The following is a 25,595-nucleotide window of genomic DNA, read 5'->3' as shown; positions in this document are numbered from 1 at the left end:
ATAAAGCCTTGCGAATATAAAACCCCATAAGGCTTTTCTATGTCAAACATTTTATAAATTTAAAATTTTCTTACCATTTATTAATTTTAGGTATAAACTTTGTATAGATTCCTCCAAATAAGTATCAACACTTTATTTTCACCAAAAACCGTTTAACATTTAAAATATTAATTATGGCTGAAGTAATTGCACAAGACAAGCAGGGAGGCAAGCAAAAGAAAAAATTAATCCTGGTAGACATGACTCCAATGGTGGATCTGGGATTTTTACTGATCACATTCTTTATGTTCACTACCAATTTTACAAAACCCAATGTGATGGATCTGGGACTTCCGGCAAAAGGCAATCCCCCTACAGGACCTGTTGTTGACCAAAAAAATCAAGTTACCTTTATTCTCGGAAAAGACAACAGGGTATTTTACCACCAGAGTAACGAGAAAGATCTGAATGCCGGAAATTTGAAAGAAACAGATTTCAGCGGGGTGAAAATTTCTAAGATCATCTCTGAGGCTTATAAAAACGCTCCGGTGCCGGAGAACTTTACAGTCATTGTAAAACCAACCGATGATGCCAATTATAAAAACTTTGTGGATGTACTGGACAATATCGCAATCTCTAAAAAAGAAAGATACGGGATCACAGATATAAAACCATGGGAAGAGAAAATTTATACTGAATTAATCAGATAATACAAAGGAGCATTTTTACAATGCTCTTTTTTATTTAAATTTGAAGAAACAACTAAGATTATGCTGAATTTTGAAAGAAAAGGAAACGGAAAAGAAACTTTAATACTGCTTCACGGCTTTATGGAAAACCTTTCCATCTGGAGCGATATGGAACCTCACCTTTCCGATCAATTTTCACTATTGAAGATCGATCTTCCTGGCCACGGTCAGTCTGATATTTTAGCTGAGGTTCACACCATGGAACTGATGGCTGATGAGGTGAAAAAAGTTTTAGACCAGGAGAAGCTGGATAAAGTACATCTTTTGGGACATTCCATGGGAGGATACACTTCTCTGGCTTTTGCAGAAAAGTATCCTGAAACTCTTAAAAGTCTTACCCTATTCTTTTCCACCTATTTCCCTGACGATGAAGAGAAAAAACAGCAACGGATAAAAAGCTACAGGATCATCAAAGATGCTTTTGCCCATTACGTGCGGGCAGGAATTCCGAATCTTTTCAATTCTAATGAAAGAGATGTTTTGGAAGGTAAAATTGAAACCGCGCTTGAGACCGCACTTTCTACAAATAATATCGGAGCTCTTGCCTGCGTAAAAGGCATGGTGGAAAGAACGGACAAAAAACATATCATGGAAAGCCTGGAAGCGAAAATTTTAGTATTGGCAGGAAAACATGATAATGCCGTAAAAACAGATATAATGATCAAACATCTACCGGACAGAACCAATATAAAATCTTATATCCTGGACTGCGGGCACAACGGGCACTGGGAAAGGCCTAGCATCTGCGCGGAAATTATCAACACAGAACTTCTTCACAACCTTCCCAAGAAATTAGTCCTGTAAATACAGGCAATGACTCCTTAGCCGGTATATATTCAAAATTTCTTGTATCTTAGTAAGGAATAATTATTTCAATGGGTCTATTCTCGTTCAAAAAAAAGAAACCGCCGGTCATCGGCCTTACGCTTTCCGGTGGGGGTATGCGTGGAATTGCCCATATCGCAGTACTGAAAGCGCTGGAAGAATATAATCTGAAACCGCATATCATTTCGGGAACCAGTGCCGGCTCTATTGTGGGAGCATTTTATTCCTTCGGGAAGTCACCGGATGAAATGATGGATATTGTAAAACAAACGACGTTCTTTTCAAGATCCTACCTGAAACTTTCTAAAAACGGTATTTTCAGCTCAAATTTCATAATAAAACTTTTTAATGATCATTTTCCCGAGAATGATTTTAAGATCTTAAAAATTCCTGTTTACGTTACTGCTACAGAAATGACCCACGGAATTGTAGATTTTTTTTCGGAAGGTGAGCTTTTCGGACCGCTCTTGGCCTCATCAAGCGTTCCGTTCATTTTGCCTCCTGTGAAAATAGGTGAAAAAATATATGTTGATGGAGGTGTTTTAGATAATCTTCCCATAGAACCTATTATCGACAAATGCGATTTTTTAATTGCCTCACATGTCAATTCAATAAGCTATGATGGATTAAAGAAAATGAGCCTGATGAAGGAATTCGACCGTATTCTCCATTTAGCGATTGCAAAATCAGTCTACTCCAAAGCAAAGTCCTGCAACATTTTTTTAGATCCGCCTAAAATGACGAAATTCAGCTTATTCAGTAAGAAAAATCTTGATATTATGTTTCAGGAAGTGTACGAGTACACCTGTCAAGAGCTTGAAAGCAAAGGATATACTAAAGATTCAAGTACCGGAGTGTAAGCGTTGAAAGTTTAGTTCATAAGTTTACTGACCGAAAATCAGTCCTGTATTCTCATACAATCCTTTTCCTTATAGCTCCTCCTGCTCCAGTCTTTTCTTGAATGTTTCGATCGTATCCGGGAGAGATTCGTTAGATTTTCCACCTGCTGCATTGATGTGTCCGCCGCCACTGAAATACTTTCTGGAAAACTGGTTCACATCCACATCATCCTTACTTCTGAAAGAGATCTTGATAAAATCATCATACAGGTCTTCCATAAAAAAGGCCGCCATTTTTACTCCTGCAATGCTCAGTCCATAGTTAACAAAACCTTCTGTATCCCCTTTCTGGAAACCAAATTCCTTTAACTCATTTCTTGTGAGGGACAGTACGGCTACTTTGCCATCATTTACCACCTCTATCCTTCCCAGCACGAGAGCAAGAAGATGAAGACGGGAAACCGTGTTGGTATCCCACGTATTTGAGGTTATAACGGAAGGATCAGCTCCTTTCTCTATCAGATTGGCAATAATCCTGTGCGTTGTTGCGCTTGTAGAACGGAAACGGAAACCTCCTGTATCTGTCATGATCCCAGTATAAAGACATTCTGCAATATCATGATTCACCAGCTTTTCATCTTCCATTGCTTCAATAAAATGATAGATCATCTGTGAAGTGGCAGGAATTACCGTATCGGAATACACAAAATCAAAATTCTCCGGCTGCTGATGATGATCGATGAGAATCTTCTTAGCTGTAGATTTGCTCAGCCATTCACCTAATAATCCTATTCTTGAAGCAGAATTAAAATCAAGACAGAAAATCACGTCTGCACCACTAATCAGATCAAATGCATATTTTCTTTTATACTCTCCGATGATCACCTTTTTAGATTCCGGCATCCATTTCAGAAATTTCGGAAAATCATTGGGAACGATTACTTCCGCCGGAATTCCCTTTGCCCCAAGATAATGCTTTAATCCCAGACTGGAGCCTATAGCGTCACCATCCGGATTATAGTGGGTAAGGATAATTATTTTATTTTCGGGTGTAAGTAATGTATTGATATCTAAAAGTTCTGCTGGTGTAAACATCGTGTGTTTATTTTCTTTAAATTTGAGTTTTCAAAGATAGAGCTTTTAAATAAATCAGCTAAATATTATTTCTTTACATGAAATTTCTTTTCTTGGCGCAGTTTGTCAATATTGGAATAAAAAGCATTTCAAATAATTTCTAAAAAAAGATGAGTAAAATTTGTAACTTTTAAAAATTTCTATATCTTTGCAACCTGAAAATTAATAGATTAATTACGATTTAAATATATAGTAATGAGTAAAAGAACATTCCAGCCATCAGAAAGAAAGAAAAGAAACAAACACGGTTTCAGAGAAAGAATGTCTACGCCAAATGGTAGAAGAGTTTTGGCAGCAAGAAGAGCTAAAGGCAGAAAGAGTTTAACTGTTAGTGCAGCCCGCGCTAAGAGATAATATCTCGAATTATCATATACAGATCATGCTTGAAAAGAAGTTTTTCAGGCATTTTTTGTTGTTAAAATTTCCTAAAGTTTAGGGTTTTTAAGCTTCTTTTTTCTATTTTTAAGATCTGAAAAAATATTTTAGAAATAGCTACTATAAAATTGAATTATGCCGCATACACATATCTCCGGAGATAATATTATAAGCTTACAACACGCAAAAATTGCGCAAAAAAACTTTACTGTTCTTTCTGACGTTAATCTTAACATCAAAAAGGGCAGATTCTGTTACCTCATCGGAAAAACAGGTTCCGGAAAAAGCTCGCTTCTGAAAACACTTTACGGACACATTCCTTTAGCATCAGGACATGGAGCTGTGGTAGGCTTTGAACTTGCCAAACTGAGACCATCTGATATTCCTAACCTGAGAAGAAAACTGGGGATTGTATTCCAGGATTTCCAGCTGCTTTCCGACAGAACGGTTGAGAAAAACCTAAAATTCGTCCTTGAAGCAACAGGATGGAACGATAAAATAAAAATGGAAGACCGTATCAATGAAGTTCTGGGTAGTGTAAACATGAAAAGCAAAAAGCACAAGATGCCGCATGAACTTTCAGGTGGAGAGCAGCAACGTATTGCTATTGCAAGAGCTTTACTGAATCATCCGGATCTTATCTTAGCGGATGAGCCTACAGGAAACCTTGACCCGGAAACATCCAACGAAATCATGACGCTTCTGAAGCAGGTAGCCCTTGAAAACGGTGCTGCTGTAGTAATGGCGACACATGATTACCATATGATCCAGAATTTTCCGGGAGAAGCGATCAGATGTGAAGACGGAAAAGTTTCCGTGTTGGATACTGCAGAATTATTTGAATAAGATATAAAATAAAGAATTGAAAATTGGAGGTACAGGCTGAATATGACCTTCTAACTTCTAACCTCTAGTTTCTAACTTCTACTTTTAAAGACATGAAACTCCTTCGTGAGTTCAAGATATTGGTCCGAGTATTGTCTCGGACTTTTTTCTATGACAAAATCAGATTCTTCAATAGCCCTTTCTATGAAAGAAAATTCCAGAACTAATCTTTTCGTTTTTGAATTCTCAATTCCTTTAATATTAACTTTTCGATTTAAAAACAAATGATTTCCAAACGCTATTTCAATAAAGATCCTTCCGGCTTCAACAGGAATAATCACTGACAAAACACCATGATCAGACAGAAGTTTTGCAGAAGCAGAAACAAGCTGCTGAAAATCCAGCTCTACAGTCTGACGTGCTATTTTATCTTTATCAGACTTGGATTCTTCGAAATAAGGAGGATTTGAAATGATCAGATCAAATTTTTTTTCTGTTTCAAATGTTTTAAGATCCTGATGAATATTCTTCAGCCTTGAATGAAAAGGAGATTGTTCAAAATTCGTTTTAGTCAGCAAAGCGGCATCTGCATTGATATCAAGACCCAGAAAAGAAGCGTGATCATTTCTCTGGGCAAGCATTAACGAAATCAGGCCGGTTCCGGTTCCTATCTCCAAAACTTCCGAAGCACTCTTTACATCAGCCAGAATACCCAGCAAAACGCCGTCTGTTCCTACACGAAAGACCTCTTTCGACTGTTGAATTTCAAAATATTTAAATTTAAAAGGCTTCACTATAAATTCGTAGGTAGTGTAATAGTAAATGTTGACCCCTTCCCTACTTCTGATTTTACCGCGATTTCTCCTTTGTAATCTTCTATCATTTTTCTTACCATAGAAAGTCCAAGACCCATACCGCTGTTTTTAGAGGTGAAATTGGGTTCAAATATTCTTTCATACATATTTTCAGGAATTCCAATCCCATTGTCCTGTACGGAAATCATTACCCTTCTCTGATGCTGTTCCACATCTACGTTGATGATCAGTTTCCGTTCTTCACTCTGGGCTTGCTTAGCATTGGTGACAAGATTGGTTATGATCCGGGAAAGATAAATCCTGTCCATATTAATCATAATATTTGATTTATTGGAGTGCATAAAAATACTGTCATCATTGAAAACACGCAGAATATCTTCAACTTCGCTATTAAGATTAATGACCTCGTTATTTTTTTCAGGAAGTTTTGCAAATTCTGAGAAAGCTGAGGCCACCGTAGCAATCAGATCGATTTGATCTACCATAGTTTTGCTCATCAGTTTTACCCTTTCTCGGATGTTTGGGTCTTCAGGATTAAATTTTCTTTCAAAATTCTGGATGGTAAGCTTCATTGGGGTAAGAGGGTTCTTAACCTCATGGGCTACCTGTTTTGCCATTTCCCTCCAGGCTTCTTCAGACGCTTTGAAACGCAGTCTTTCTTTCTGGTCCTGGATCTGAAGAATCATTCTGTTATAAGCTCTTGCCAATGCATTAAGCTCATCGTTTTTATAATATCTGATAGGCCGCATTTCATTTTCAAACAATGTAATACGGGTGATCATATCAGAAAATTTAGTAATATTTTTTGCCAGACTGTTAGAAGTTACCCAGCTTATCCAGATACTGAACAGAATCAGGAAAATATCTACCAATAGGATATATTTAATGTATTGATGAAGAACATCAAGATAGGCAGATTCATTGTGATATAAAGGAATATATACAATCCCTATAGGTTCGAGCTCATTGTTTTTTAGGAGAAGATAAGATGAAGTAAGCCTTGCATCTTTTGTTTTGTCATAGCCCTTAATATCAACTCTGGAATCGGTGGCCAGGATTTTATTGACAATATTGAGCGGGATGGTTTTCTGGTCAATAAGACTTTCATCTTTATTGGAAAGAAGGTAGCTTCCCTTCAGATCATAAATCACAATATCGTGCTGGTTGATATCTGCTATTTCAAAAATTTTATTTCCCAGAACCTGCGGCAGATCTTCCGTTTCAACAAGGGTACGGCTGACTGCATAATCCAGATATCTCATCACCGCGTTAGTCTTCTCCTGCATATCAATATTACTCTGCTGCAGGGAATTATTTCTTAAAACAAAATAGGGAACCAGTGATGTACCAACAACACTTAAAAAACATACGAGTAAGAACCCGAAAAATACCCGGTTCCTTAAGCTGTATCCTCTGTATCTACTTACTGGCATCCTATTTTTTAATTAACCTAGCAATATACTTACCAATAATGTCAAATTCTAAATTAACTTTATCTCCGATTTTCAAATGCTGCATATTGGTAAACTCCCAGGTATAGGGAATAATCGCTACAGAAAATTGTGTATCCTCACTTTTTGCTACCGTAAGGCTTATCCCATTCACCGTAATAGAACCCTGTGGAACAGTTACAAAACTACCATCGTCTTCATATTTAATGGTAATAAAATAACTCCCGTCTTTATTTTCAATTCCTGCTACTTCACCTGTTTTGTCAACATGTCCCTGAACAATATGCCCGTCTAACCTTCCATCCATTTTCATGCATCGCTCAAGATTTACCACGGTTCCTACATCCCATTTACCAAGATTGGTCTTTTCCAGTGTTTCATTGATTGCCGTTACCACATATTGGTTATCCTTAATCTCAACAACTGTAAGACAGCACCCGTTATGAGCAAGGCTTTGGTCTATTTTCAGTTCGCCTGTAAAAGGGCATGTTAATGTGAAATCTATGTTACTTCCTTTTTCTTCAATCTTTTCAATAACGCCAACTGCTTCAATAATTCCTGTGAACATATTATTTTTTGCTAAATTTGTAAATTATAATCTTCAAAGATAATCAAAATGAGCCCAAAAAACCATAAAGTACGAGTAGGAATTTCAATCGGTGATTTTAACGGCATCGGTCCGGAGATCATCATGAAATCCCTGAGTGACAAAACCATTACGGATTTTTTCACTCCGGTGATTTTTGGCTCGGGAAAGTTATTTACCTTCCAGAAAAATATTTTCAAGCTGAATCTGAATTTCAACTACATCAATGAAGCATCGCAGGCTCATGCAGGAAAACTAAATATGGTGAACCTCACCAAGGATAATGTGAATGTAGAATTAGGTGTTCCTACAGAAGAATCAACCAAAATGGCTATTGATTCCCTGGAACTGGCCACCGAAGCCTTAATGAAAGGAGAGATTGATGTGCTTGTCACTGCTCCTATCAACAAGGATGAAATGGTAAAGATGGGCTTTAAACATGCGGGACACACAGGATATTTCGAGGAAAAATTCAGTAAAAAAGGACTGATGTTCCTGGTTACAGAAGGTCTGAAAGTAGCTGTTTCTACCCATCATATCCCGATTGCCAGTGTTGCAGAAAATATTTCCAAAGAGAAAATAAAAAAACAGATCAGAGCTCTGAATCAGACGTTAATTGAAGATTTTTGCATACAGAGACCAAAAATTGCAGTATTGGGACTGAACCCACATGCTGGAGACGGAGGCGTGATCGGAAAAGAAGAGATCGAGATCATAGAACCGGCAATAAAAGAACTTTCTGATAATGGAATACTGGCCTTTGGACCTTATCCTGCTGACAGTTTCTTCCAACCTAATAAATACAAGAGTTTTGATGCTGTTTTAGCCATGTACCATGATCAGGGGCTTGCCCCATTCAAAACATTAGCCTATGAAGAAGGTGTAAATTATACGGCAGGACTTCCGTTTATAAGAACTTCTCCGGACCACGGAGTTGCCTACGATATTGCTGGAAAAAACATTGCTGATGAGCAGAGTTTTACTGAAGCCATCTTTACTGCTATTAAAATTTTCAGGAACAGAAGCGAATATAACGATCTGATGAGCAATCGTATGCAGCCGAGAAAAATGGTTGTTGATAACGGAGTAGATGAAGATCTTCCGGATGAAAACGAAGGATAAATTGTTAAAACAAATTTTAAATTAATTTGTTATGGATTTTATTTGTTATTATAAAAAAATTGCATATTTTTGCACACTCATTTTATGGACAAGTTAAGAAACTATGACGTAAGCTTTTCCGGACTTAAAAACGGAAAGCATGTGTTCAAATTTGAGATAGATAAAACGTTCTTTCAATTATTTGACACTGAACAGGAATTTACAAATCCTAAAATAACAGCAGATGTTTTTCTTGAAAAGCATACTACATTTTTAGAATTTGAGATCAAAGTACATGGAACAGTAGAGCTTATTTGTGATATCACAAATGATGTATTCGGCTATCCTATTGAAAACGAGATCAGAATTTTGGTGAATTTTGGTGAAGAATACGACGACAGCAATGAAGACGTCATTACCATTCCAGCCTCAGATCACGCATTCAATGTGGCACAGCTGATCTACGAAAACGTACAGCTTTCTATACCAATGAAAAAGATTTCACCGAATGTAAGCGATGAAGATCTGGAAATTCTAAACAGGTTCAGTCCAAAAGATATTGAGGAGCCCGAGGAGGAAAATCATGAGAGTGATCCCAGATGGGACGCGCTGAGAAAGTTAAAAGACAATAATTAAATAAAATAATTTAAATATGATGAGATGATGAATCTCATCGCTCATCAATTAAAAAAGTTATTCAAAATGGCACATCCTAAGAGAAGACAGTCGTCCACAAGAAGAGATAAGAGAAGAACTCATTATAAAGCAGTAGTTCCTCAATTAGCTAAAGATGCAACAACTGGTGAACTTCACCTTTACCACAGAGCTCACTGGCATGAAGGAAAACTTTACTACAGAGGTAAAGTAGTATTGGAGAAAGAAGTAGCAACTACAGAAGAAAACTAAAGAGTCGCTTTTCACTGAAAAAGCCTCATTTTAATACAAAAACCGCTCAATTTTGATAAAATTAGGCGGTTTTTTGTTGTTTTTTGTGTTTTTTTGGTATCTTTGGGACAAAATCAAATATCAAATTTATGGACATTAAAGACATACAAAATCTTATTAAGTTTGTATCTAAAGCTGAAGTTTCAGAGGTAAAATACAAAACTAAAGATTTCGAAATCACTATTAAAACTCCATTAGCCGGTAACGATGCGGTTTATGCACAGCCAGCAGTTTACCATACGGCCCCTCAGGCTGCAGCAGCGCCTGCCCCTGTAGCAGCTCAGGTAGCGGCTCCTGCTGAAAAAGCAGAAGTGGCATCTGATGACAGCAAATATGTGGCTATAAAATCTCCTATGATTGGTACTTTCTACAGAAAGCCTTCACCGGATAAAGATGTATTTGTAAATGTTGGTGACGAAGTTTCTGCAGGAAAAGTAGTTTGTGTCATTGAAGCAATGAAGTTATTCAACCAGATCGATTCTGAGATCAGCGGAAAAATCGTGAAGATCTTGGTAGACGATGCTACTCCGGTAGAATATGATCAGCCATTATTCTTAGTAGATCCATCTTAATTTAGAAGTTAGATGTTAGACATTAGATGTTAGACTTAATTCTGCATTCAAAATAACATTACCTAATTTTCAAATTATCTAATTTTCAAATTGAAGAAGATGTTCAAAAAAATATTAATAGCCAATCGTGGCGAAATTGCAATGCGTATTTTACGTACCTGCAAAGAAATGGGGATAAAAACCGTTGCGGTATATTCTACTGCAGACAAAGACAGTCTTCACGTAAGATTTGCTGATGAAGCAGTTTGTATAGGTCCTGCTATGAGTAAGGACTCTTACCTTAAAATCCCTAATATCATTGCTGCAGCAGAAATTACAAATGCTGACGCTATTCATCCAGGTTACGGATTTCTTTCTGAAAATGCCAATTTCTCCAGAATCTGTCAGAAAAATAACATCAAGTTTATTGGTGCTTCTCCTGAACAGATTGAAAAGATGGGTGATAAAGCAAACGCCAAAGCAACGATGAAAGCGGCAGGAGTACCATGTGTACCTGGTTCCGACGGATTAATCGAATCTTACGAGCATGCTGTAAAAGTGGCTGAAGAAACAGGATATCCTGTCATGATTAAAGCTACTGCTGGTGGTGGTGGAAAAGGAATGAGAGCTGTATGGAAAGCTGAAGACCTTAAAGATCACTGGGAATCTGCAATTCAGGAAGCTGTGGCGGCCTTCGGAAACGGAGGAATGTACATGGAGAAACTGATTGAAGAACCAAGACATATTGAGATCCAGGTTGCCGGTGACCAGTTTGGTAAAGCGTGCCACCTTTCTGAAAGAGATTGTTCTGTACAAAGAAGAAACCAGAAACTGACCGAAGAAACTCCTTCTCCGTTCATGACTGATGAACTTCGTGAAAAAATGGGTGAAGCTGCTGTAAAAGCTGCTGAATTTATTGGATACGAAGGGGTGGGAACTATTGAATTCCTTGTAGACAAACATAGAAATTTCTATTTCATGGAGATGAATACAAGAATCCAGGTAGAGCACCCTATCACTGAACAGGTAATAGATTATGACCTGATCAGAGAACAAATTCTTCTTGCTGCAGGAACTCCTATTTCAGGAATTAATTACTACCCTAAACTACACTCAATTGAGTGCAGAATCAATGCTGAAGATCCATATGCAGACTTCAGACCGTCTCCTGGGAAAATTACGGGATTAAACATTCCTGGCGGACACGGAATCAGAGTAGATACTCACGTATATTCTGGATACACAATTCCTTCCAACTATGACTCAATGATCGCTAAGCTTATCACTACAGCCCAAACCCGTGAGGAGGCTATCGCTAAAATGAAACGTGCATTGGAAGAATTCTATATTGAAGGGGTAAAAACAACTATTCCTTTCCACAGACAGCTGATGGATAATGAAGATTATCTTGCAGGAAACTATACGACAAAATTCATGGAAGATTTTGTAATGGATAGAAAATATGATAATCACTAAGATTATTGATATATAAATTTTAACTGCCTCAGAAATGAGGCAGTTTTTTTGTCCAATTTTACAAACCTCATTTTTTTTGAAAAACATTGATATGTGTTTCAAAATCCCTCCATTTGTTCTATTCATCGGGTGTTGACGAATGCTCAGTGTGACAATTTATAAACCACTGATTACCAAACAACAACCCACCTAACAATTGTTAGTCGAAGAATTACGACACTTTTAAAGATTTTCTCAATTTTTTTTTCCTGATAATATAATTACTTCTAAATTTGGTGACATAAGATAATCCAATCACACACTATTAACATTTAAAATTTACTAATCATGGCAGAAAGAAATTCAAGAGGAATTCTAAAATTCAACGGCGGTGAAGGACAGAAGTTATTAAAACTTAACTACAGTGTATCCCGTTCTACAGATGTATCAGGAAGAGTGGCATCAGATCCTTCTAATGCATTGATCAAAATTACAGTTGAAGCTACGGAAAAATCAGATATCCTGGAAAGTCTTCTTAACGGAAAATACAAACCTACAACCGGAGAGGTTACATTCAACAAATCTCACGAAGAAGGAACACTGACTACTTTGAAATGGGAAAACGGATATGTAATCCAGCACGAAGTAGATTTTGACGCGGTAGATGAGAACAGTATGTACATCAGCTTCGTAGTAAGTGCAGAACTTATTGATTTGGGTAATTCTTCTTACAGAGCGGAATGGCCTACATCTTAAGAATGTAATTTCTACATCAAAAAAACAGCAGACAGAATGGTAAACCCGAAGTGAGGGATGCTGTTCTGTCTTTTTTGGCTGTACAGACTGTCTTTATTCATTTTTCTGCAAAAAATAAGCAGATGATATAGAGTTATATTATTCGGTTTATACTTTTTTACACCCAAACACCAATAATCATGGAAAAAAACAACAATTTTCCGTTCCCTCCCAATCACTATAAAGCTTCTGCCAATGCGGATAAGATTTCTGTAAATCATATTCCCGGGATTAACCGTGTGGTAAAACTGGATATTGTAATTGAAGGGAAATCTGTCAATCATTTTAAACATTTCCGATTACAGCAGAGTGCGAGGCGCCATCATCATTTTGAGCTTATTCTCGCTCATGACTCTTTGGGATCCACACAGAACCACAATCTGGAGGAAGCCCGTCAGTTCTTAGGAAAACGGATAACTGTCGTTTTTAAATACAAGGATTACGAAAATGAAAGCCCTGAAAGAACTTTTGTAGGCGTAATCACAAGAGCGGCATTCAGCCAGGAAAAAATGAGCCTGGGTAATATTGTTCTGAAAGGCCACAGCCCGACAATCCTGATGGATTCGGCTCCCCATACACAGAGTTTCGGCGGAACTCAAGCTGTTAATACTGGAATTATTGCAGACAAAATCATTAAAGAAGCATTGGGCTCTTCAAAATTTGATTTTAGAGTTGACACACAAAATAAAAGCTATATCAATTACACCTCACAGTACAACGAAACTCATTACAATTTTCTTGCGAGAACTGCCGAGGCTTATGGCGAACAGTTTTATTACGATGGCGAGATCCTCCACTTCGGAAAGCTTCCGCCATCTGAGAAACCTGTCCGACTTATTTATGGCAGCAATGTAAGCGATGTGCATGTAGAACTGAAAGCAGTGCACACAAAACCTGAATTTTTTGGATATAACAGCAGCAGTCATACTAAAATGGAAGGCTCCGAAAATAATATCAGACACCTGGGAGAGATTCCTGCTAAAGCCTATGAATTGAATAACAATATTTTCAAAACACGTTCGCTCTCTCCTGCTCCGGTTAATGCCAATATGTTCATGGATGTTGATGACTCGCAGAAAAGTGCAGCAGGAAGTGCAGCAGTAGAGGTTTTTACAGTCTCGGGAAACACTACGGTTCCGTTTCTCTATCCGGGATGTTCCGCAGATATTGAAATGCGTAAGCCCGATACAAGTGAAACCTCATATTTTACAAAGGTTACCATTACAGAAGTGCTTCATGAAGTAAATGCAAGAGGATATTATACCGGAAGCTTTGAAGCAGTAGCAGAAGGCACCGGATTCATGCCTAAACCTGATTTTATGATTCCTAATGCACAACCACAAATAGCCACCGTAATTTCCAATACGGATCCTATGAACCAGGGACGCATACAGGTGCAGTTTGACTGGCAGCGAAATCCTGATATGACTCATTATATCAGAATGATGAGTCCTGATGCCGGAGGAACAGATGCCATTACTCAGAACAGAGGGTTCGTGGCGGTTCCGGAAGTTGGAGACCAGGTAATGGTAGGATTTGAATATCATCATCCGGATTTTCCTTTTGCCATGGGTGGAATGTTTCATGGACAGGTAGCACTGGGAGGCGGTCTTAATAATCACATTAAATCCATCCAGACCAGAAGCGGAAACAAGATTATCTTTAATGACCTGGAAGGAAGCATCTTTATAGAAGATCCTAGTGGTAATACGTATTTAATGGATGGAAAGGGAAATATTACCGTCAATGCACCCAAAAACATCACGTTCACCGCAGGGGAAAATGTACAGATCAATGCCGGGCGTAATATTATTGCTTCGGCACAGAGAAATATTAACATTATGGCGGGAGAAGATATTACGGAAACCGCCAATGATGATTATAACCTGACGGCCAGCAACATCATTGAAACCGCGGAAGCCGGAAGAAGCTCGAGAGCAAAAAATATCACGGAGAATATGGAAGCCGGTTCCTACATCAGTACGAAAGACGCAATTAATGTGGAAAGTGCGAAGGAAGTCAATATCAATAGTGGCAAGCAGGTAAAAATGCAGTAATCTTTATGAATCTGCCAAAAAAAATTTTCAGGTCTGTTTTTATCTTAGGCATCATATGGTTTGTCATTCATTCTATTTATATCATTGCCGATGGGCTGCAGGATACAAAACAGAATGCTGATCTGGCAGTCGTATTTGGCAATACCGTAAATAAAGACGGAACCTTATCACATAGGCTAAAAGCCCGCCTGGATGAGAGCATTGAATTACACAGAGATCAGAAGGTAAAAGCAATTCTGGTAAGTGGAGGCTTTGGTAAAGAGGGATATTGGGAAGGAAACGAAATGAGAAAATATCTGATTGAGAACAAAATTCCTTCTGATAGGATCATCACAGACAATTATGGGGATAATACTGAGAAAACAGTTATTAATTCAATAAAAATTGCTGACAGCCTACATTATAAAAGTATGATTTCGGTATCTCAGTATTATCATCAGACCCGGATCAAAAAGTTATTTAAAAAGAATCACTTTGATTATATAAGCAGTTCAAGTCCTGAGTATTTTGAGATCAGAGATATCTATTCAATTTTTAGAGAATTTTTTGCATTCTATTTATAAAAAAGAGATTAAAATCTCAGCAAATAAAATAAAAATATAGCAGAACATCCATTGTAAAACTTTAGAAAACAACCATGGAAGGAGGAAATATCATACGGAATGTCTTTGGCAAATCTTATAAGGAAGCAGAACATATTATGAAAGATGCTTCCAGGGGCACGTTGGATTTTAAATCTCCGCAGGAAAATACCTTTTACGGGAAAAACGGTGGGAAAAAGCTGGATGAATATGAGGCTAAGAAAGACAATACTTTACTGGTCACTAAAGTTGAAGGCCCATTTGATGATAATGGCGGAAAAATAAGCAAGCCCAAAGAAGGCGAAAAGCATTGGTTCAAGGCCACATTTAACAGATCTGCGGAAAAAAGAGAGTATAAAAAACTTCGGTGGCAGCTGAAAATCGGGACTACATTTGTTCCTTTCTTTTTTGATTATTCTTCGATTGAAGGAAGTACCCAAACCATACAGGTGAAACTGTCATGCTATGATATGCGGGTGTATGCATACTTTAAAATCCCAATTGATCAGGTGAGTGTGGAGGTAAGTATCAAGAAACTTACATTTCCTATGTTGATCCTACAGGGAACAAGAAGAAAAGGAAAAAAAATTATTGTTAAGGACGGAAAAAAAGTCAGCAGTAACGACACAGCAATAGATATGCTTTATGGTGACTATCCGGAAAATCAGGTAGGATTTGATAAACTTAAAGCCGAATTATATTCCGAAAATTATGATGTAGAAAAACAGGATAGTTGGTACAATATCACTTCCCGGGAAGATAATGCCACCAATAATGCTGATTCTACTGTAAAAAAAGTAGAAAACTTCTGTAAAAAATCCAGTGACGATCTTTTTAAAATTTTCAAAAGCGAAATTGAATGGTATTCACAAGGTGAAATAGAAACTGTTGCAAAAAAAATGGTTGACAGAATGCAGGCCAGTTCAGGAGGCGAATTTTCAGATAAAACCCTTACAGAAGCTGTTATTCAGCATGAGAAATCACAAGCTTTCATTTCATCAATAAAATCAGTAATAAAGGCTTACCTAACTAAAAATAATGGAGAAATTCAAAATCTGGAAATCACAGACTCTTCAAATGGAATTCTTTATAAAGATCTTGTTGACAGAGGAGTAGACAATCCAAAATTCAGTGATAAATTCAGTGGTTTAGGTATTACAATCAATGACGTCTGGGCTTATCAGGTCTATATAACCCGGTACAAAAAAAACGGACGTAGTTTTGAAATGGGACTGGAATATATTTATTATGATCATTTTGGTTTAGATTATCCTGATATCCAAAAATATGACAAGGATATATTTTACAGTTGGTTTATTTTGCAACATTTCAGAGGGTATAAACCATTTATTACCAAAATAGATATTGTAGGAGAATTTAAAGGTACATTCTAAAAAATGATTAAATCGATGGGCAAAAAAATTTTTACAATCATTATTCTCGCGCTGGCTGTACTTGCTGGTATTATAATTTATAACAATACAAAAATGAGTGACATCAATATACAACCAATAGATAAAGAATTTAATTCACAGTTGGAATTTGGAATTCAATATTATACAATTTCCGGTTACAGTAATCATGAGCCTGAAGAACTGGCTTTATATATTCACAGTTATCTGGATCAAAACAAAAAAAATATTAAGACCGCAAAAATGATTTTATTTTATGAAGACTCATTTTTCAGCAATTATAAAAAAAACATGCGGGAATCTGCAAGAGATAATGAGTTCGGAGGGATTGAAGGCCATCAGGATAATTTAGTCTGTAAAGTATGGTATGATACATCCGGAAATCACTCTGAAGAACATCTTGTGATTTACAAGGATGGTAAGATGATATTGGATAAAGTAAAATAAGAATCTACATTTCATGCCGGAGAAAATAATTATAGACAATTGCAAATAATAAAATGTATGGAAGAAAACCGCGTAAAACCTTTTCAGAAATTTTCAGGAACACATATCTATCATGTGGACAGCTCACTTGAAGTACAGTTTGGTGAAAAAAAAGGCTTTCATTCTTCCTGTAAAATCAATATAGAAGAAACTGAAAATGAAGACCACACAAAAAACTGGCTGATAGAAAAGCTGGAAGACGCACCTCTGCCTTCTGAAAACAGCTTTATGGAAATTCTTCATGAGCTGGAACAAAGCTCTTATCCTATTGAAATACAAGTAGACGAAAAAGGAGTTTTTCTTAATGCTTCAAACCATCACAAAAATGTAGAAAACTGGAAACATAAAACTAGCGGTATTCAGGAAAAATATCAGAATGCAGACCTGTTCAGAAACCAGTATCTAACAGTTCTTGAAGATGAGAATATCTTTTACAGAAATAAGCTGAAAGAACCCTTCTGGAACCTTCTTCTCTTTGCTCCTTCCTATGTGGATAACGGTGGAAAAACCCATGAATCCTTAACATGGAATATAAAAGGAATCGGAGATATAGAATGCACAGGAACTATTATAGCAGAACAAAGGGATTACGGATTTGATGCTTTTTTCACTTCAGAAACCATACTTCCTGATCCTATAAAAGAGGAAATAGAGAAAAAATATCTGCACCATGCAGGGCAATACAAAGCAGAACTCCATATACAGATGGAATATAACTCCCCGAAAAAACAGTATTCAAAAAAGAAGGCAGATTTTGTCCTTTCTGACGGAGACAGGATATTATACAGAGAGACAAGCAGTATTATATAACTTGATGAAAACATGACATGGCGAATAAAGGATTAATCATTGTAGAAGGAGCTACCGCGTTCTGCAGCAGTTCTGCAGCCAACAATTCCAAAGGGACTGCCGTTCCCATGGAAGTAAAAAGCCAGAAGAAAAAACTTGGAAAAAATAAATATTTTGCCCAAAACAAACCTGTAGCTACTTATCTGGACGACAAAGCTGAAAGTTTTGGCGGTGGAAACGGATTTGGCAAATGTAAAGCTCCGGATGGCAAAACTTATGATTGTAAAGACAGATGCAAACTCATATACAAAGACTATTACGAAAATGTAGAGTTTAACAAAAGCATGAAGGTACTGCTTGATGTCTCCACAGCCAAATGTCCCGGATATGGGCTTGAGGGAACTGTTGAATTTGCCACCACAGGACAATCCAACAATGTTTCCCAAATTGATGTAAAGGAAGCAGACGAGTTCTCCGTAGCCAATGCCTCACCGCAATGGGCAACCTCATCAGGAACCTCCTCTTCCACTTCCGTATCATCCATTTCAATGAATCTTCCGATACCTGTAGCTAAACCCACCGGAATCTATTATTATATTTCAATGCCTTCTTCGCCCTGGAATTCATTTTTACCTTCTTTTACTGCCGATAACCTCTACCTTCAGGCACAGTTCAAAGGAGATGTTACAAAAATTATCTGGGTCCTTTTCAAAGGAGAAGACACCAAGGACAAGGTTAAAACATTTATAGGTCTGGGAAGTATTTTCAATCAGCCCATGGCAAAAATCTTTGAAAACCTGCCGGAAGGAAAGTACAGAATAGAAGCTTACGGAAAAAAAGCAGGGGATAAAAACTGTGCCATCATCATTGAAGTGGTAAAAGATTTTGTAAAAAAAATAAGTATTCCGGGAAATTCTACACTGGTCAAAATTCCCATTCCCGTATCCATAGAATATAAACTCAATACCGCTGCGGACCAGATGAAAATACTGAATCGGAGTATTTTCAACCCGCTTGGTACTGCGACACATTGGAGGATAAAGCAAGGGACAACAGTATTGTACAACAGTCTTATCGGAACTTCCGCACCTCATATCGTTGCTGTAAATAAAGTTGGAAATACAGCAATGCTTACATTTAACAATGCGGGAACATATACGGTGGAAGCTTTCACAGATGCCAACGACCCAAAACCTGAATCTGTTCAGATAAAAATTGAAAATACGCTGGGTATTATGGGTGTAACCGGTGAACCGGGAATACTCCGCTCAAGCGATATGCTGAAAGTTCAGGCATCCAGATTCAATGTTGCCTATCTTCCCGCAGCAGGAAAAACAGCACACTGGTATCTGAAAAAGGAAGGATCTGGAAGAATTGCAGCCTTTGAAAACTCTTCTTCCTTCAAGACCCCCATAATTAATAAAAGAGCAGATGCACTTCTAAGCCAGGATGCCCATTTGTCCACCGGGCAGTATTTAGGAAAATACACATTGGAAGCTTACGCTAATCCTATTGGTGCAGGAAAACAACCTGCATTTTCAGGATCGGACACTTTTAATTTTGAGATTATAAAAAATGTCATTGATAAATTTACACTGCCAGCAGGAAATATTCCCAAGGGAACCAAAGTGAAGTACACTGCCGCCGCAAGAATTGCAACACTGACAGGAAATGAAGCTATAAAAATAGAAGTCCCGCAGAACGTTACCGATAATAGTGATGGTACCCTTACGTTCAACGAACTGGGTGAATTTACAATCTCCGCCCATTTAACAGGTGATAACACGGACAGTAAAAAAATTGACACCAAAATAAAAGTTTCTGAACCCGCTGTTAAAAGAGCACTCTGGGCCTATGGAACCGGCGTAAAGCGTACGGAAACAGGTTTTGGAGAAGACACTTACGGCTTTATTGAAATTGACGGACTACAAAATCAGGCTTTGAAAGTGAAAATCTGGGTAAAAGGCGAAGGCGATGATTTTTACAAGGAAAAGGAAAAATATATGCTGGAGGAAAAGGCTGTAACCCTCAATAGCGAAGGAAAAGCCTCTTTCATGATCAACACCACTGAAGACTACAGGAAAAAACTGGATACCGCTATTCCCAAAACAACTGAAAATCCTACTCCAAAGTATCGTCTTGTATTCACCATAGAATTACAGGCATCTACATCCACAGAGGTTGTACTGCCCGCCGGCATTTCAATAGCAGGAACAAAACCCGTAGTGATAGATGCGGCCACGACTTATCTTGAAGTTCTGGACTCCAATGAAGAACTTGTCATCACTTCAGAGCAAAAGATTGTTTCCATCATGTTTTCTACTGAGAATGGAAAAGATATCCAGCGTATGCAGACCTTCTATGGAAAGACCCACAAAATATGGGTCCATACAGTGAATATGACAGAAGAGACTCTGAAAATAGATGTTTTCAAAGAAGTCCCGAAAGAAGGTCTCAACGAACAGGACCACATCATCTACACCCACGAAAGCAAAGAAAACTTCAAAGATGAAAAAGTAGGAAAAGACGGTCTGTTAGAAGTTTCATTTACAGCCAAAGAAGAATGGAAAACCCCGCCTAAAAATTTCGACTACTATATCGCCCAGGTCTCCCGACAGCTGAAAGATCCCGCAGATCCTGCAAAAAAAATATGGAAAGCCGAAAAGATTCAAGTCACCATCAATAATACCCTTCCCGCCGATCTGGTACGCACTGAAGACATGGAAAAACTGGGAATTAAGGCTTACAAACAAGACGGAACTCCTTTCACCCAGCAAGAAATGCTTGAATTACGAAAACAGTTTATCTTTTATGAAAGCGGATGCCTTAAGGTTTCACAAAAGGAAACACCGGAAGTAATTGATAATGATGTAGTGCCTGTGATGGTGGAAATGGCGGAGGTGAGGAAGCAGAAGACTTGTTATTGTGATAGAGATTTTACAGAACAGGAAGTAAGTGATATGGTAAAAAAAATAAAAGGGACTGAATTAATATTTAACCATAAAGATTGTACAATAAAAGATAAAAGCATAAAAAAATTTACGGCTGCACTCAACACTGCTTTCCGAACTCATAATATTAATAAATGTATCCAAAAAATAACCTTCTTAGCCCAAGCATTCCATGAATCAGATGAGTTTAATACTGCCGAAGAATATCCAAGTGAAGAGGCATCCAGTAAAAGTGTTTACAAAGGGAGAGGCTTGATACAAATGACCGGAACAAAGAAAGAAGAAGAAACCTTTTATAACACTCCAGGTCCATATAAAGAATATGGAAAATATATTGGTGATGAAAATAAATTTATAAAAAATCCAAGTTTGATTGCATCTGATTTATTCTATGCAGTTGATTCTGCTGGGTGGCTATGGTCTGTTAATAAAAAAAGTGTAAAGTATTCTAAAAATTCAGATATAGAAGCTCTTAGATGGAAAGCTGAATATTTTAAAGATGCATTAGGTATGTCACTTAATGAAATAGCTATCGTTATGGAAAATGTTGATGAAAGTAAGTATTATTATTTTCAATCAAAAGTACTTAACGGTTATTCTCCAAAACATAAGCTTGAAAAAGACCCAAATGGCTGGGCAAAAAGAAAAAAATATTTTGAATCATTAAAAACTTGGTTTAAATATGACAAAAACATCTGTAAAGAAGGCGGAGTAATAGATCTGGCAGAAGGTTGGCATGAACCAGTAGACAGTCCACAAATAACGATGTATATGCAAAGTGGAGGGTACTGGCCTAAATATGCATCTTTCGGACTAACACGGACACAAACAAGAGCCTCCGGTGTACATCAGGGCTTAGACCTATTTGCTATGGATGATGGTACAACACAAGCATATGCTTGTTTGTCTGGAAAAGTTGTTTTCGCTGACACTGCAGGAGCTTACGGGAAAATGGTAATTTTAGAAATTAGTAAACCCGATCAACTGGAAATTTTTAAGAAAAGAAAAAGGGATTACATTCTTAGGTATTCAGGAGAAGGTGAAAAAAATCAAGGAGATGGTTTTGTTGACACAGGCAAAATATATATAAAATATGCACACTTAAAAGAAATTAAAGTTGAACTGGAAAAAGAGATTGATGCAGGTAAAGTTGTTGGTATTGCAGGAACAACTGGTGTTCCTAATGGAACCTGTGGTCCCCATATTCATTTTGAAATTGCATCTTCTAAATCAAGTTCTGGTCTTGAAAATAGAATCAATCCAGGATATTATGTATATTACAAAAATGAAGATGAAATGACTACAGAAGAAAAAAAGGTACAAGAAGATAGAAAAAAAATAGGAAAAAGATAAAAATTATGAAAAATTACTTATTACTGATAATTCTTATTGGCTTTACCAATTTACATAGTTGTCAAAAAAATAGATCTAACAACACTTTAAGCAGTAATAATAAACAAAGTGATACAATAAAAAAAATAAACATGACAATAGATGAAGATGCCATAAAAGAACTTTATAAACGACATCAGTCTCCAGCAAATAAAGGAGAACATGAAGAAGAAGAAGATTTTTATATTACTGAAAAAGATGTTGATTTGATGATCCCTGTCTTGGCACAGGGGTTAAGAGAGAATGGTTTCAAAGCTTTAAACAATGAAGAATATAGGGCTAAACTAAAAGAAATATTTAATATTAGTGATAATCAAAATTGCCCCATTTTGTTTCAACATCAAAATTTTTCAACTTATGTAATACAAGATTGTAAACATATGACAACATCTGATTGTAATGAAAATGCAAAATTGATGGAGTTCTTGTATGATAACAATGTCTTTTTTATAAATAAAATCAATGCAATAACATCTCTTCCAAAAGTTGAATTATTTACAAAGCTTAAAAATGATAAAATTATTGTAGACATCCCAAACAACATTATTTACCGAAATTTATTTCTTTTCAACAATGATAACAGTAAGTTTTTGTGGCTCGTAAAAAACGACACAAAATTTATGGAAAATCTCGTAAAAGAATTTGGCTATACTAATAATACTGCGCTTTTAAAATGGGTTATAGAGAAAACAAAGTTTGATAAAAACAACGCTTCAGATTATGGAAAATTATTTTGGACAAAAAACTGTAGCGAGAATATGAGACTACATGCTAATACTTTTAAACTCCTACAAAAGCTATATATCCCAAATGATCCTTCTGAAAACAGATTTATCCCTGATAATATAAAAAATTATTTAGAGTATTTGAACAGCAATGAAAATTCAGAAGTCAAAACTTTATCTAAAGTGGAAAAACTAAAAATCATGGCGAATCTAGCTTATTTCGCAGAACAGTATAATTATGATACAAAATTTAATGATGATAATAAAATGATGGCAAGATTGCGTTATTTTCTAAATGATGATGATTTTGAGATCATAAAGAAGAATAATTACTTCAGTCTTCCAAAATTTAAAGAATGGTGGGACAACGCAGACTATGATGAATACTTTGTTACCGAATGTGAATATGAAGGCTCTTGTGGTTCAGGATATCAACCGATGGACTATACAGAATGGCGAAAGCAGCATCCTAAAAAATAACCCAAAAGCATAGCCCCAAACGGTTATGCTTTTTTAAACACAACTAAATGATGACAACTATTTCAATTAAAAAATCCCTCCAATTAGTTTTCACTCTGCTGATTCTTTTACTCCTCCCGGTGTCCGTTTCTGCACAGGAACTGGATCAGGTAATTTTAAAGCAGGATCTCCACAAAATATTACGAAACTATTTTCTTTTCTAAAGAGGGAGTAATAACAAAGAGAGAACTGTATCGGGAGGGAGAAAAAGAAGAAATGGAAACTTCATATTATCATTACAGCAATAGCAAGCTTGACAGCATAACAAACAATACCCATACAGCGAAACAGGTTTTTACCTATGATGATCAGAATAAGCTTGTTAAAAGGGTCAGTTATGGAAGATATGAAGAAAATAAGGATGAAATAGATAAGAGCAAACCTATTTACGGCGCAGCAGCAGTTATTGATTGGGGAGACAATGAGGCAGCAACTGCAAATGGAAGTAGTGTAGGAGGAGACGGACATATCACATTTGTGATTGGAAAAAGTGAAGACGGAAAACATTACTATTGTTTGGGCGGAAATCAGGGCGGAGTAAAAGGTGCCAGAACAGTGAAAATTTCAAAATATTCAGAATCTGATATCGACTGGTTTGTAATTCCTCCTAATTATACCCCTACAGAGGATGAGTATAATCTGAAAGTGATGACCAGCGAAGCTGATGTTGATTCTCAGTCAAACACAAGAAGTAATTAAATATTATATATTATGAAAAGTATTTTGTTATTAGGAATTTTTTTAATGATGAATAAATGTGACTCTCAAACTCCAACTAATACACAAACTATGGATTATACTCAGCAAGATTCTTATATTCCTGTCCTGAAATCTCAGCTATCAGCCGGAGCAAGCGGGGAAAAGAATGAAACGGATTACCCAACCTATCAATTTACATTAAAAGATATAGAAGCCACCGAGTCCATTATATTACAGGAATTAAAAGATAATGGCTTCAAAAAACCTTCAGCGGAAGAATTTAATAACAAAATTAAAGAAGTATTTCATAGGATTATTGATCCGAAATCAGAAACAAAATATCTCCAGATCAAATTTGAAGATAAATGTTCAAAAAACTTCAAACTTTTTAAGAACTCAAATAGTATAGATGCCAATCCTCACAGTACTTACGTTTTTAAGAATGGATTATTTATTTCAGATTTTTATAGCATCCCGGAGATATTGGATTATACTAAAAATTCTGATCTCACAAAATACGAAAGCGAAGCAGAGGCAACTAACCGGTCTACAGATGTAAAAATATATTACTGGAAAGATCTATCTGATTTAAAAAATATCAGGAAACAGAATTTAAAAACTATTGTCGCCAGAAATATGTACTTTTTTAATAACAGTACATCTTCAATCACCTGGCTTGTACAACATGATCAACTTTTTATCAGAAACCTTATTAAATACTTTGGTTACGATAAGGAAGCTAAATTTAATGAATATGTAATTAACTATTTAAATTCTAACCCTCTGGATAATTCAAAAGATCTGTCTGATTATATTGCATCTAAAAACTGTGAGGGAAAACTGGAAATCAGATCTACATTTATCAATTCTTACGAAACCTTATTCAATACTTCGAAGAATGTTAAGGATTTAATTATTTTAAAATATTTAAGCTCAAAAATAATTAATAATGAAATCCAAAACACATTTAATGATCAGGATAAAATGAAGATACTGGCTTTCATGGCTAACACTTATGATCCTCTATTCAAACAATATCATAATCAAAATAATGATTGGGGACAAATGACCATATTAGCGGACTACAGAGATTTTGTTGGTGATGAAGAGTGGATTAAAGCGAAGAATGAATATAAGTCAAATAATTATTACGGATTACCCAACCTGAAATCTATGATTGAATATGCAGATATGTTTGATCGTGTGGGAGCCCCAGATTAAAAACATATTTACTTAAGCAATAAAGCATATCCACGCAGATATGCTTTAAATATCCAATAAAACACAAATAATAATGACCACTATCTCAATTAAAAAATCCCTCCAATCAGTTTTCACGCTGCTGATTCTTTTACTCCTCCCGGTGTCCGTTTCTGCACAGGAACTGGATCAGGTAATTTTAAAGCAGGATCTCCACAAAATATTACGAAACTATTTTCTTTTCCAAGGCGGGAATAATAACAAAGAGAGAACTGTATCGGGAGGGAGAAAAAGAAGAAATGGAAACTTCATATTATCATTACAGCAATAGCAAGCTTGACAGCATAACAAACAATACC

25 protein-coding genes are annotated in these 25,595 nt (G+C 36.5%); 21 read left to right on the top strand and 4 right to left on the bottom strand.

Going from position 1 to position 25,595, the window contains the following annotated elements:
* Window positions 1-173 precede the first annotated feature (173 nt).
* The 3 genes from DRF60_RS18430 to DRF60_RS18420 all read left to right on the top strand — a co-directional run bounded on the left by DRF60_RS18430 (window position 174) and on the right by DRF60_RS18420 (window position 2,413).
* The gene (locus tag DRF60_RS18430; protein ID WP_116014231.1) at window positions 174-689 is read left to right on the top strand and encodes a biopolymer transporter ExbD; all 516 of its coding nucleotides are present in this window, start codon (window positions 174-176) and stop codon (window positions 687-689) included.
* A gap of 60 nt (window positions 690-749) precedes the next feature.
* Entirely contained in the window at window positions 750-1,532 is a 783-nt protein-coding gene (locus tag DRF60_RS18425) for an alpha/beta fold hydrolase (protein WP_116014229.1), read from the top strand.
* A 71-nt stretch (window positions 1,533-1,603) separates the two neighbouring features.
* Window positions 1,604-2,413: a patatin-like phospholipase family protein gene (locus DRF60_RS18420; RefSeq protein ID WP_116014226.1), complete on the top strand. Its 810-nt coding sequence runs from the start codon at window positions 1,604-1,606 to the stop codon at window positions 2,411-2,413.
* A gap of 69 nt (window positions 2,414-2,482) precedes the next feature.
* On the opposite strand, the gene DRF60_RS18415 is transcribed toward DRF60_RS18420, so the two are convergent.
* The gene (locus DRF60_RS18415) at window positions 2,483-3,487 is read right to left on the bottom strand and encodes a DHH family phosphoesterase (protein WP_116014223.1); all 1,005 of its coding nucleotides are present in this window, start codon (window positions 3,485-3,487) and stop codon (window positions 2,483-2,485) included.
* Between the two features lie 234 nt (window positions 3,488-3,721).
* On the opposite strand from DRF60_RS18415, the gene rpmH reads away from it, so the two are divergent.
* On the top strand, window positions 3,722-3,880 hold the full coding sequence (gene rpmH, locus DRF60_RS18410; RefSeq protein WP_034701860.1) for a 50S ribosomal protein L34: 159 nt from the start codon (window positions 3,722-3,724) through the stop codon (window positions 3,878-3,880).
* A 156-nt stretch (window positions 3,881-4,036) separates the two neighbouring features.
* Window positions 4,037-4,747, top strand: coding sequence for a cell division ATP-binding protein FtsE (locus tag DRF60_RS18405; protein ID WP_116014220.1), 711 nt, complete (start codon window positions 4,037-4,039; stop codon window positions 4,745-4,747).
* A 71-nt stretch (window positions 4,748-4,818) separates the two neighbouring features.
* Here DRF60_RS18405 and DRF60_RS18400 read toward each other — a convergent pair whose 3' ends face one another.
* Genes DRF60_RS18400 through DRF60_RS18390 form a run of 3 tightly spaced genes read right to left on the bottom strand, consistent with a single transcriptional unit; the run spans window position 4,819 to window position 7,560 of the window.
* Window positions 4,819-5,520 (bottom strand): tRNA1(Val) (adenine(37)-N6)-methyltransferase, encoded by a 702-nt coding sequence (locus DRF60_RS18400; RefSeq protein WP_116014217.1) that lies wholly within the window; start codon window positions 5,518-5,520, stop codon window positions 4,819-4,821.
* Entirely contained in the window at window positions 5,520-6,974 is a 1,455-nt protein-coding gene (locus DRF60_RS18395) for a sensor histidine kinase (protein ID WP_116014214.1), read from the bottom strand. The genes DRF60_RS18400 and DRF60_RS18395 overlap by 1 nt, the downstream gene beginning before the upstream one ends.
* 1 nt (window position 6,975) lies before the next feature.
* The gene (locus tag DRF60_RS18390; RefSeq protein WP_116014211.1) at window positions 6,976-7,560 is read right to left on the bottom strand and encodes a riboflavin synthase; all 585 of its coding nucleotides are present in this window, start codon (window positions 7,558-7,560) and stop codon (window positions 6,976-6,978) included.
* Window positions 7,561-7,608: 48 nt separating this feature from the next.
* Here DRF60_RS18390 and pdxA point away from each other — a divergent pair, with 48 nt between their 5' ends.
* The 16 genes from pdxA (at window position 7,609) to DRF60_RS18310 (ending at window position 25,567) form a co-directional block, all read left to right on the top strand.
* Window positions 7,609-8,700, top strand: a complete 1,092-nt coding sequence (gene pdxA / locus DRF60_RS18385; protein WP_116014208.1) for a 4-hydroxythreonine-4-phosphate dehydrogenase PdxA — start codon at window positions 7,609-7,611, stop codon at window positions 8,698-8,700.
* A gap of 84 nt (window positions 8,701-8,784) precedes the next feature.
* Entirely contained in the window at window positions 8,785-9,315 is a 531-nt protein-coding gene (locus DRF60_RS18380) for a YceD family protein (protein ID WP_116014206.1), read from the top strand.
* Between the two features lie 66 nt (window positions 9,316-9,381).
* The gene (gene rpmF / locus DRF60_RS18375; RefSeq protein ID WP_007843326.1) at window positions 9,382-9,585 is read left to right on the top strand and encodes a 50S ribosomal protein L32; all 204 of its coding nucleotides are present in this window, start codon (window positions 9,382-9,384) and stop codon (window positions 9,583-9,585) included.
* A gap of 128 nt (window positions 9,586-9,713) precedes the next feature.
* Window positions 9,714-10,196 carry an acetyl-CoA carboxylase biotin carboxyl carrier protein gene (gene accB, locus DRF60_RS18370; protein WP_116014203.1) on the top strand — a complete coding sequence of 161 codons (483 nt, stop codon included), beginning with the start codon at window positions 9,714-9,716 and terminating at the stop codon, window positions 10,194-10,196.
* 99 nt (window positions 10,197-10,295) lie between these two features.
* Window positions 10,296-11,651, top strand: coding sequence for an acetyl-CoA carboxylase biotin carboxylase subunit (accC, locus tag DRF60_RS18365; RefSeq protein ID WP_116014201.1), 1,356 nt, complete (start codon window positions 10,296-10,298; stop codon window positions 11,649-11,651).
* Between the two features lie 327 nt (window positions 11,652-11,978).
* A complete protein-coding gene (gene tssD / locus DRF60_RS18360) occupies window positions 11,979-12,386 on the top strand; it encodes a type VI secretion system tube protein TssD (protein ID WP_116014198.1) in 408 nt (135 codons plus the stop codon).
* A gap of 179 nt (window positions 12,387-12,565) precedes the next feature.
* Window positions 12,566-14,482 (top strand): type VI secretion system Vgr family protein, encoded by a 1,917-nt coding sequence (locus tag DRF60_RS18355; RefSeq protein WP_116014196.1) that lies wholly within the window; start codon window positions 12,566-12,568, stop codon window positions 14,480-14,482.
* 5 nt (window positions 14,483-14,487) lie between these two features.
* Window positions 14,488-15,045, top strand: coding sequence for a YdcF family protein (locus DRF60_RS18350; protein WP_116014193.1), 558 nt, complete (start codon window positions 14,488-14,490; stop codon window positions 15,043-15,045).
* Between the two features lie 74 nt (window positions 15,046-15,119).
* A complete protein-coding gene (locus DRF60_RS18345) occupies window positions 15,120-16,457 on the top strand; it encodes a DUF3289 family protein (protein ID WP_116014190.1) in 1,338 nt (445 codons plus the stop codon).
* Window positions 16,458-16,472: 15 nt separating this feature from the next.
* Window positions 16,473-16,922, top strand: a complete 450-nt coding sequence (locus DRF60_RS18340) for a hypothetical protein (protein ID WP_116014187.1) — start codon at window positions 16,473-16,475, stop codon at window positions 16,920-16,922.
* Between the two features lie 57 nt (window positions 16,923-16,979).
* On the top strand, window positions 16,980-17,771 hold the full coding sequence (locus tag DRF60_RS18335) for a hypothetical protein (protein ID WP_116014184.1): 792 nt from the start codon (window positions 16,980-16,982) through the stop codon (window positions 17,769-17,771).
* Window positions 17,772-17,788: 17 nt separating this feature from the next.
* The gene (locus DRF60_RS18330) at window positions 17,789-22,054 is read left to right on the top strand and encodes a peptidoglycan DD-metalloendopeptidase family protein (protein ID WP_116014182.1); all 4,266 of its coding nucleotides are present in this window, start codon (window positions 17,789-17,791) and stop codon (window positions 22,052-22,054) included.
* A 5-nt stretch (window positions 22,055-22,059) separates the two neighbouring features.
* Window positions 22,060-23,298 (top strand): hypothetical protein, encoded by a 1,239-nt coding sequence (locus DRF60_RS21660; protein ID WP_238640241.1) that lies wholly within the window; start codon window positions 22,060-22,062, stop codon window positions 23,296-23,298.
* Window positions 23,299-23,553: 255 nt separating this feature from the next.
* The gene (locus tag DRF60_RS18320; protein WP_116014179.1) at window positions 23,554-24,036 is read left to right on the top strand and encodes a C40 family peptidase; all 483 of its coding nucleotides are present in this window, start codon (window positions 23,554-23,556) and stop codon (window positions 24,034-24,036) included.
* Between the two features lie 12 nt (window positions 24,037-24,048).
* Complete coding sequence (locus DRF60_RS18315) at window positions 24,049-25,257, top strand: hypothetical protein (RefSeq protein ID WP_123902703.1); 1,209 nt, start codon at window positions 24,049-24,051, stop codon at window positions 25,255-25,257.
* Between the two features lie 73 nt (window positions 25,258-25,330).
* Window positions 25,331-25,567, top strand: coding sequence for a hypothetical protein (locus DRF60_RS18310; RefSeq protein WP_116014173.1), 237 nt, complete (start codon window positions 25,331-25,333; stop codon window positions 25,565-25,567).
* Window positions 25,568-25,595: the final 28 nt, after the last annotated feature.

Origin of the sequence: Chryseobacterium elymi (assembly GCF_003385495.1) — a bacterium.
In the GTDB taxonomy this organism is placed as follows: Bacteria; Bacteroidota; Bacteroidia; order Flavobacteriales; family Weeksellaceae; genus Chryseobacterium; species Chryseobacterium elymi.
The sequence above is the reverse complement of the archived record's forward strand: the minus strand, read 5'-3'. Positions and strand labels throughout refer to the sequence as shown.

What these genes read in the sequence shown, in the direction of transcription:
- DRF60_RS18335 (WP_116014184.1), top strand. Translation starts at nt 16,980, where the DNA reads ATGGAAGAAAACCGCGTAAAACCTTTTCAGAAATTTTCAGGAACACAT.
- DRF60_RS18415 (WP_116014223.1), bottom strand. Translation starts at nt 3,487, where the DNA reads ATGTTTACACCAGCAGAACTTTTAGATATCAATACATTACTTACACCC.
- DRF60_RS18310 (WP_116014173.1), top strand. Translation starts at nt 25,331, where the DNA reads ATGACCACTATCTCAATTAAAAAATCCCTCCAATCAGTTTTCACGCTG.
- DRF60_RS18425 (WP_116014229.1), top strand. Translation starts at nt 750, where the DNA reads ATGCTGAATTTTGAAAGAAAAGGAAACGGAAAAGAAACTTTAATACTG.
- DRF60_RS18315 (WP_123902703.1), top strand. Translation starts at nt 24,049, where the DNA reads ATGAAAAGTATTTTGTTATTAGGAATTTTTTTAATGATGAATAAATGT.
- DRF60_RS18330 (WP_116014182.1), top strand. Translation starts at nt 17,789, where the DNA reads ATGGCGAATAAAGGATTAATCATTGTAGAAGGAGCTACCGCGTTCTGC.
- rpmF (WP_007843326.1), top strand. Translation starts at nt 9,382, where the DNA reads ATGGCACATCCTAAGAGAAGACAGTCGTCCACAAGAAGAGATAAGAGA.
- DRF60_RS18405 (WP_116014220.1), top strand. Translation starts at nt 4,037, where the DNA reads ATGCCGCATACACATATCTCCGGAGATAATATTATAAGCTTACAACAC.
- pdxA (WP_116014208.1), top strand. Translation starts at nt 7,609, where the DNA reads ATGAGCCCAAAAAACCATAAAGTACGAGTAGGAATTTCAATCGGTGAT.
- accC (WP_116014201.1), top strand. Translation starts at nt 10,296, where the DNA reads ATGTTCAAAAAAATATTAATAGCCAATCGTGGCGAAATTGCAATGCGT.
- DRF60_RS18390 (WP_116014211.1), bottom strand. Translation starts at nt 7,560, where the DNA reads ATGTTCACAGGAATTATTGAAGCAGTTGGCGTTATTGAAAAGATTGAA.
- DRF60_RS18320 (WP_116014179.1), top strand. Translation starts at nt 23,554, where the DNA reads ATGGAAACTTCATATTATCATTACAGCAATAGCAAGCTTGACAGCATA.
- rpmH (WP_034701860.1), top strand. Translation starts at nt 3,722, where the DNA reads ATGAGTAAAAGAACATTCCAGCCATCAGAAAGAAAGAAAAGAAACAAA.
- DRF60_RS18355 (WP_116014196.1), top strand. Translation starts at nt 12,566, where the DNA reads ATGGAAAAAAACAACAATTTTCCGTTCCCTCCCAATCACTATAAAGCT.
- DRF60_RS18395 (WP_116014214.1), bottom strand. Translation starts at nt 6,974, where the DNA reads ATGCCAGTAAGTAGATACAGAGGATACAGCTTAAGGAACCGGGTATTT.
- DRF60_RS18345 (WP_116014190.1), top strand. Translation starts at nt 15,120, where the DNA reads ATGGAAGGAGGAAATATCATACGGAATGTCTTTGGCAAATCTTATAAG.
- DRF60_RS18430 (WP_116014231.1), top strand. Translation starts at nt 174, where the DNA reads ATGGCTGAAGTAATTGCACAAGACAAGCAGGGAGGCAAGCAAAAGAAA.
- DRF60_RS21660 (WP_238640241.1), top strand. Translation starts at nt 22,060, where the DNA reads ATGAAAAATTACTTATTACTGATAATTCTTATTGGCTTTACCAATTTA.
- DRF60_RS18340 (WP_116014187.1), top strand. Translation starts at nt 16,473, where the DNA reads ATGGGCAAAAAAATTTTTACAATCATTATTCTCGCGCTGGCTGTACTT.
- DRF60_RS18350 (WP_116014193.1), top strand. Translation starts at nt 14,488, where the DNA reads ATGAATCTGCCAAAAAAAATTTTCAGGTCTGTTTTTATCTTAGGCATC.
- tssD (WP_116014198.1), top strand. Translation starts at nt 11,979, where the DNA reads ATGGCAGAAAGAAATTCAAGAGGAATTCTAAAATTCAACGGCGGTGAA.
- accB (WP_116014203.1), top strand. Translation starts at nt 9,714, where the DNA reads ATGGACATTAAAGACATACAAAATCTTATTAAGTTTGTATCTAAAGCT.
- DRF60_RS18420 (WP_116014226.1), top strand. Translation starts at nt 1,604, where the DNA reads ATGGGTCTATTCTCGTTCAAAAAAAAGAAACCGCCGGTCATCGGCCTT.
- DRF60_RS18380 (WP_116014206.1), top strand. Translation starts at nt 8,785, where the DNA reads ATGGACAAGTTAAGAAACTATGACGTAAGCTTTTCCGGACTTAAAAAC.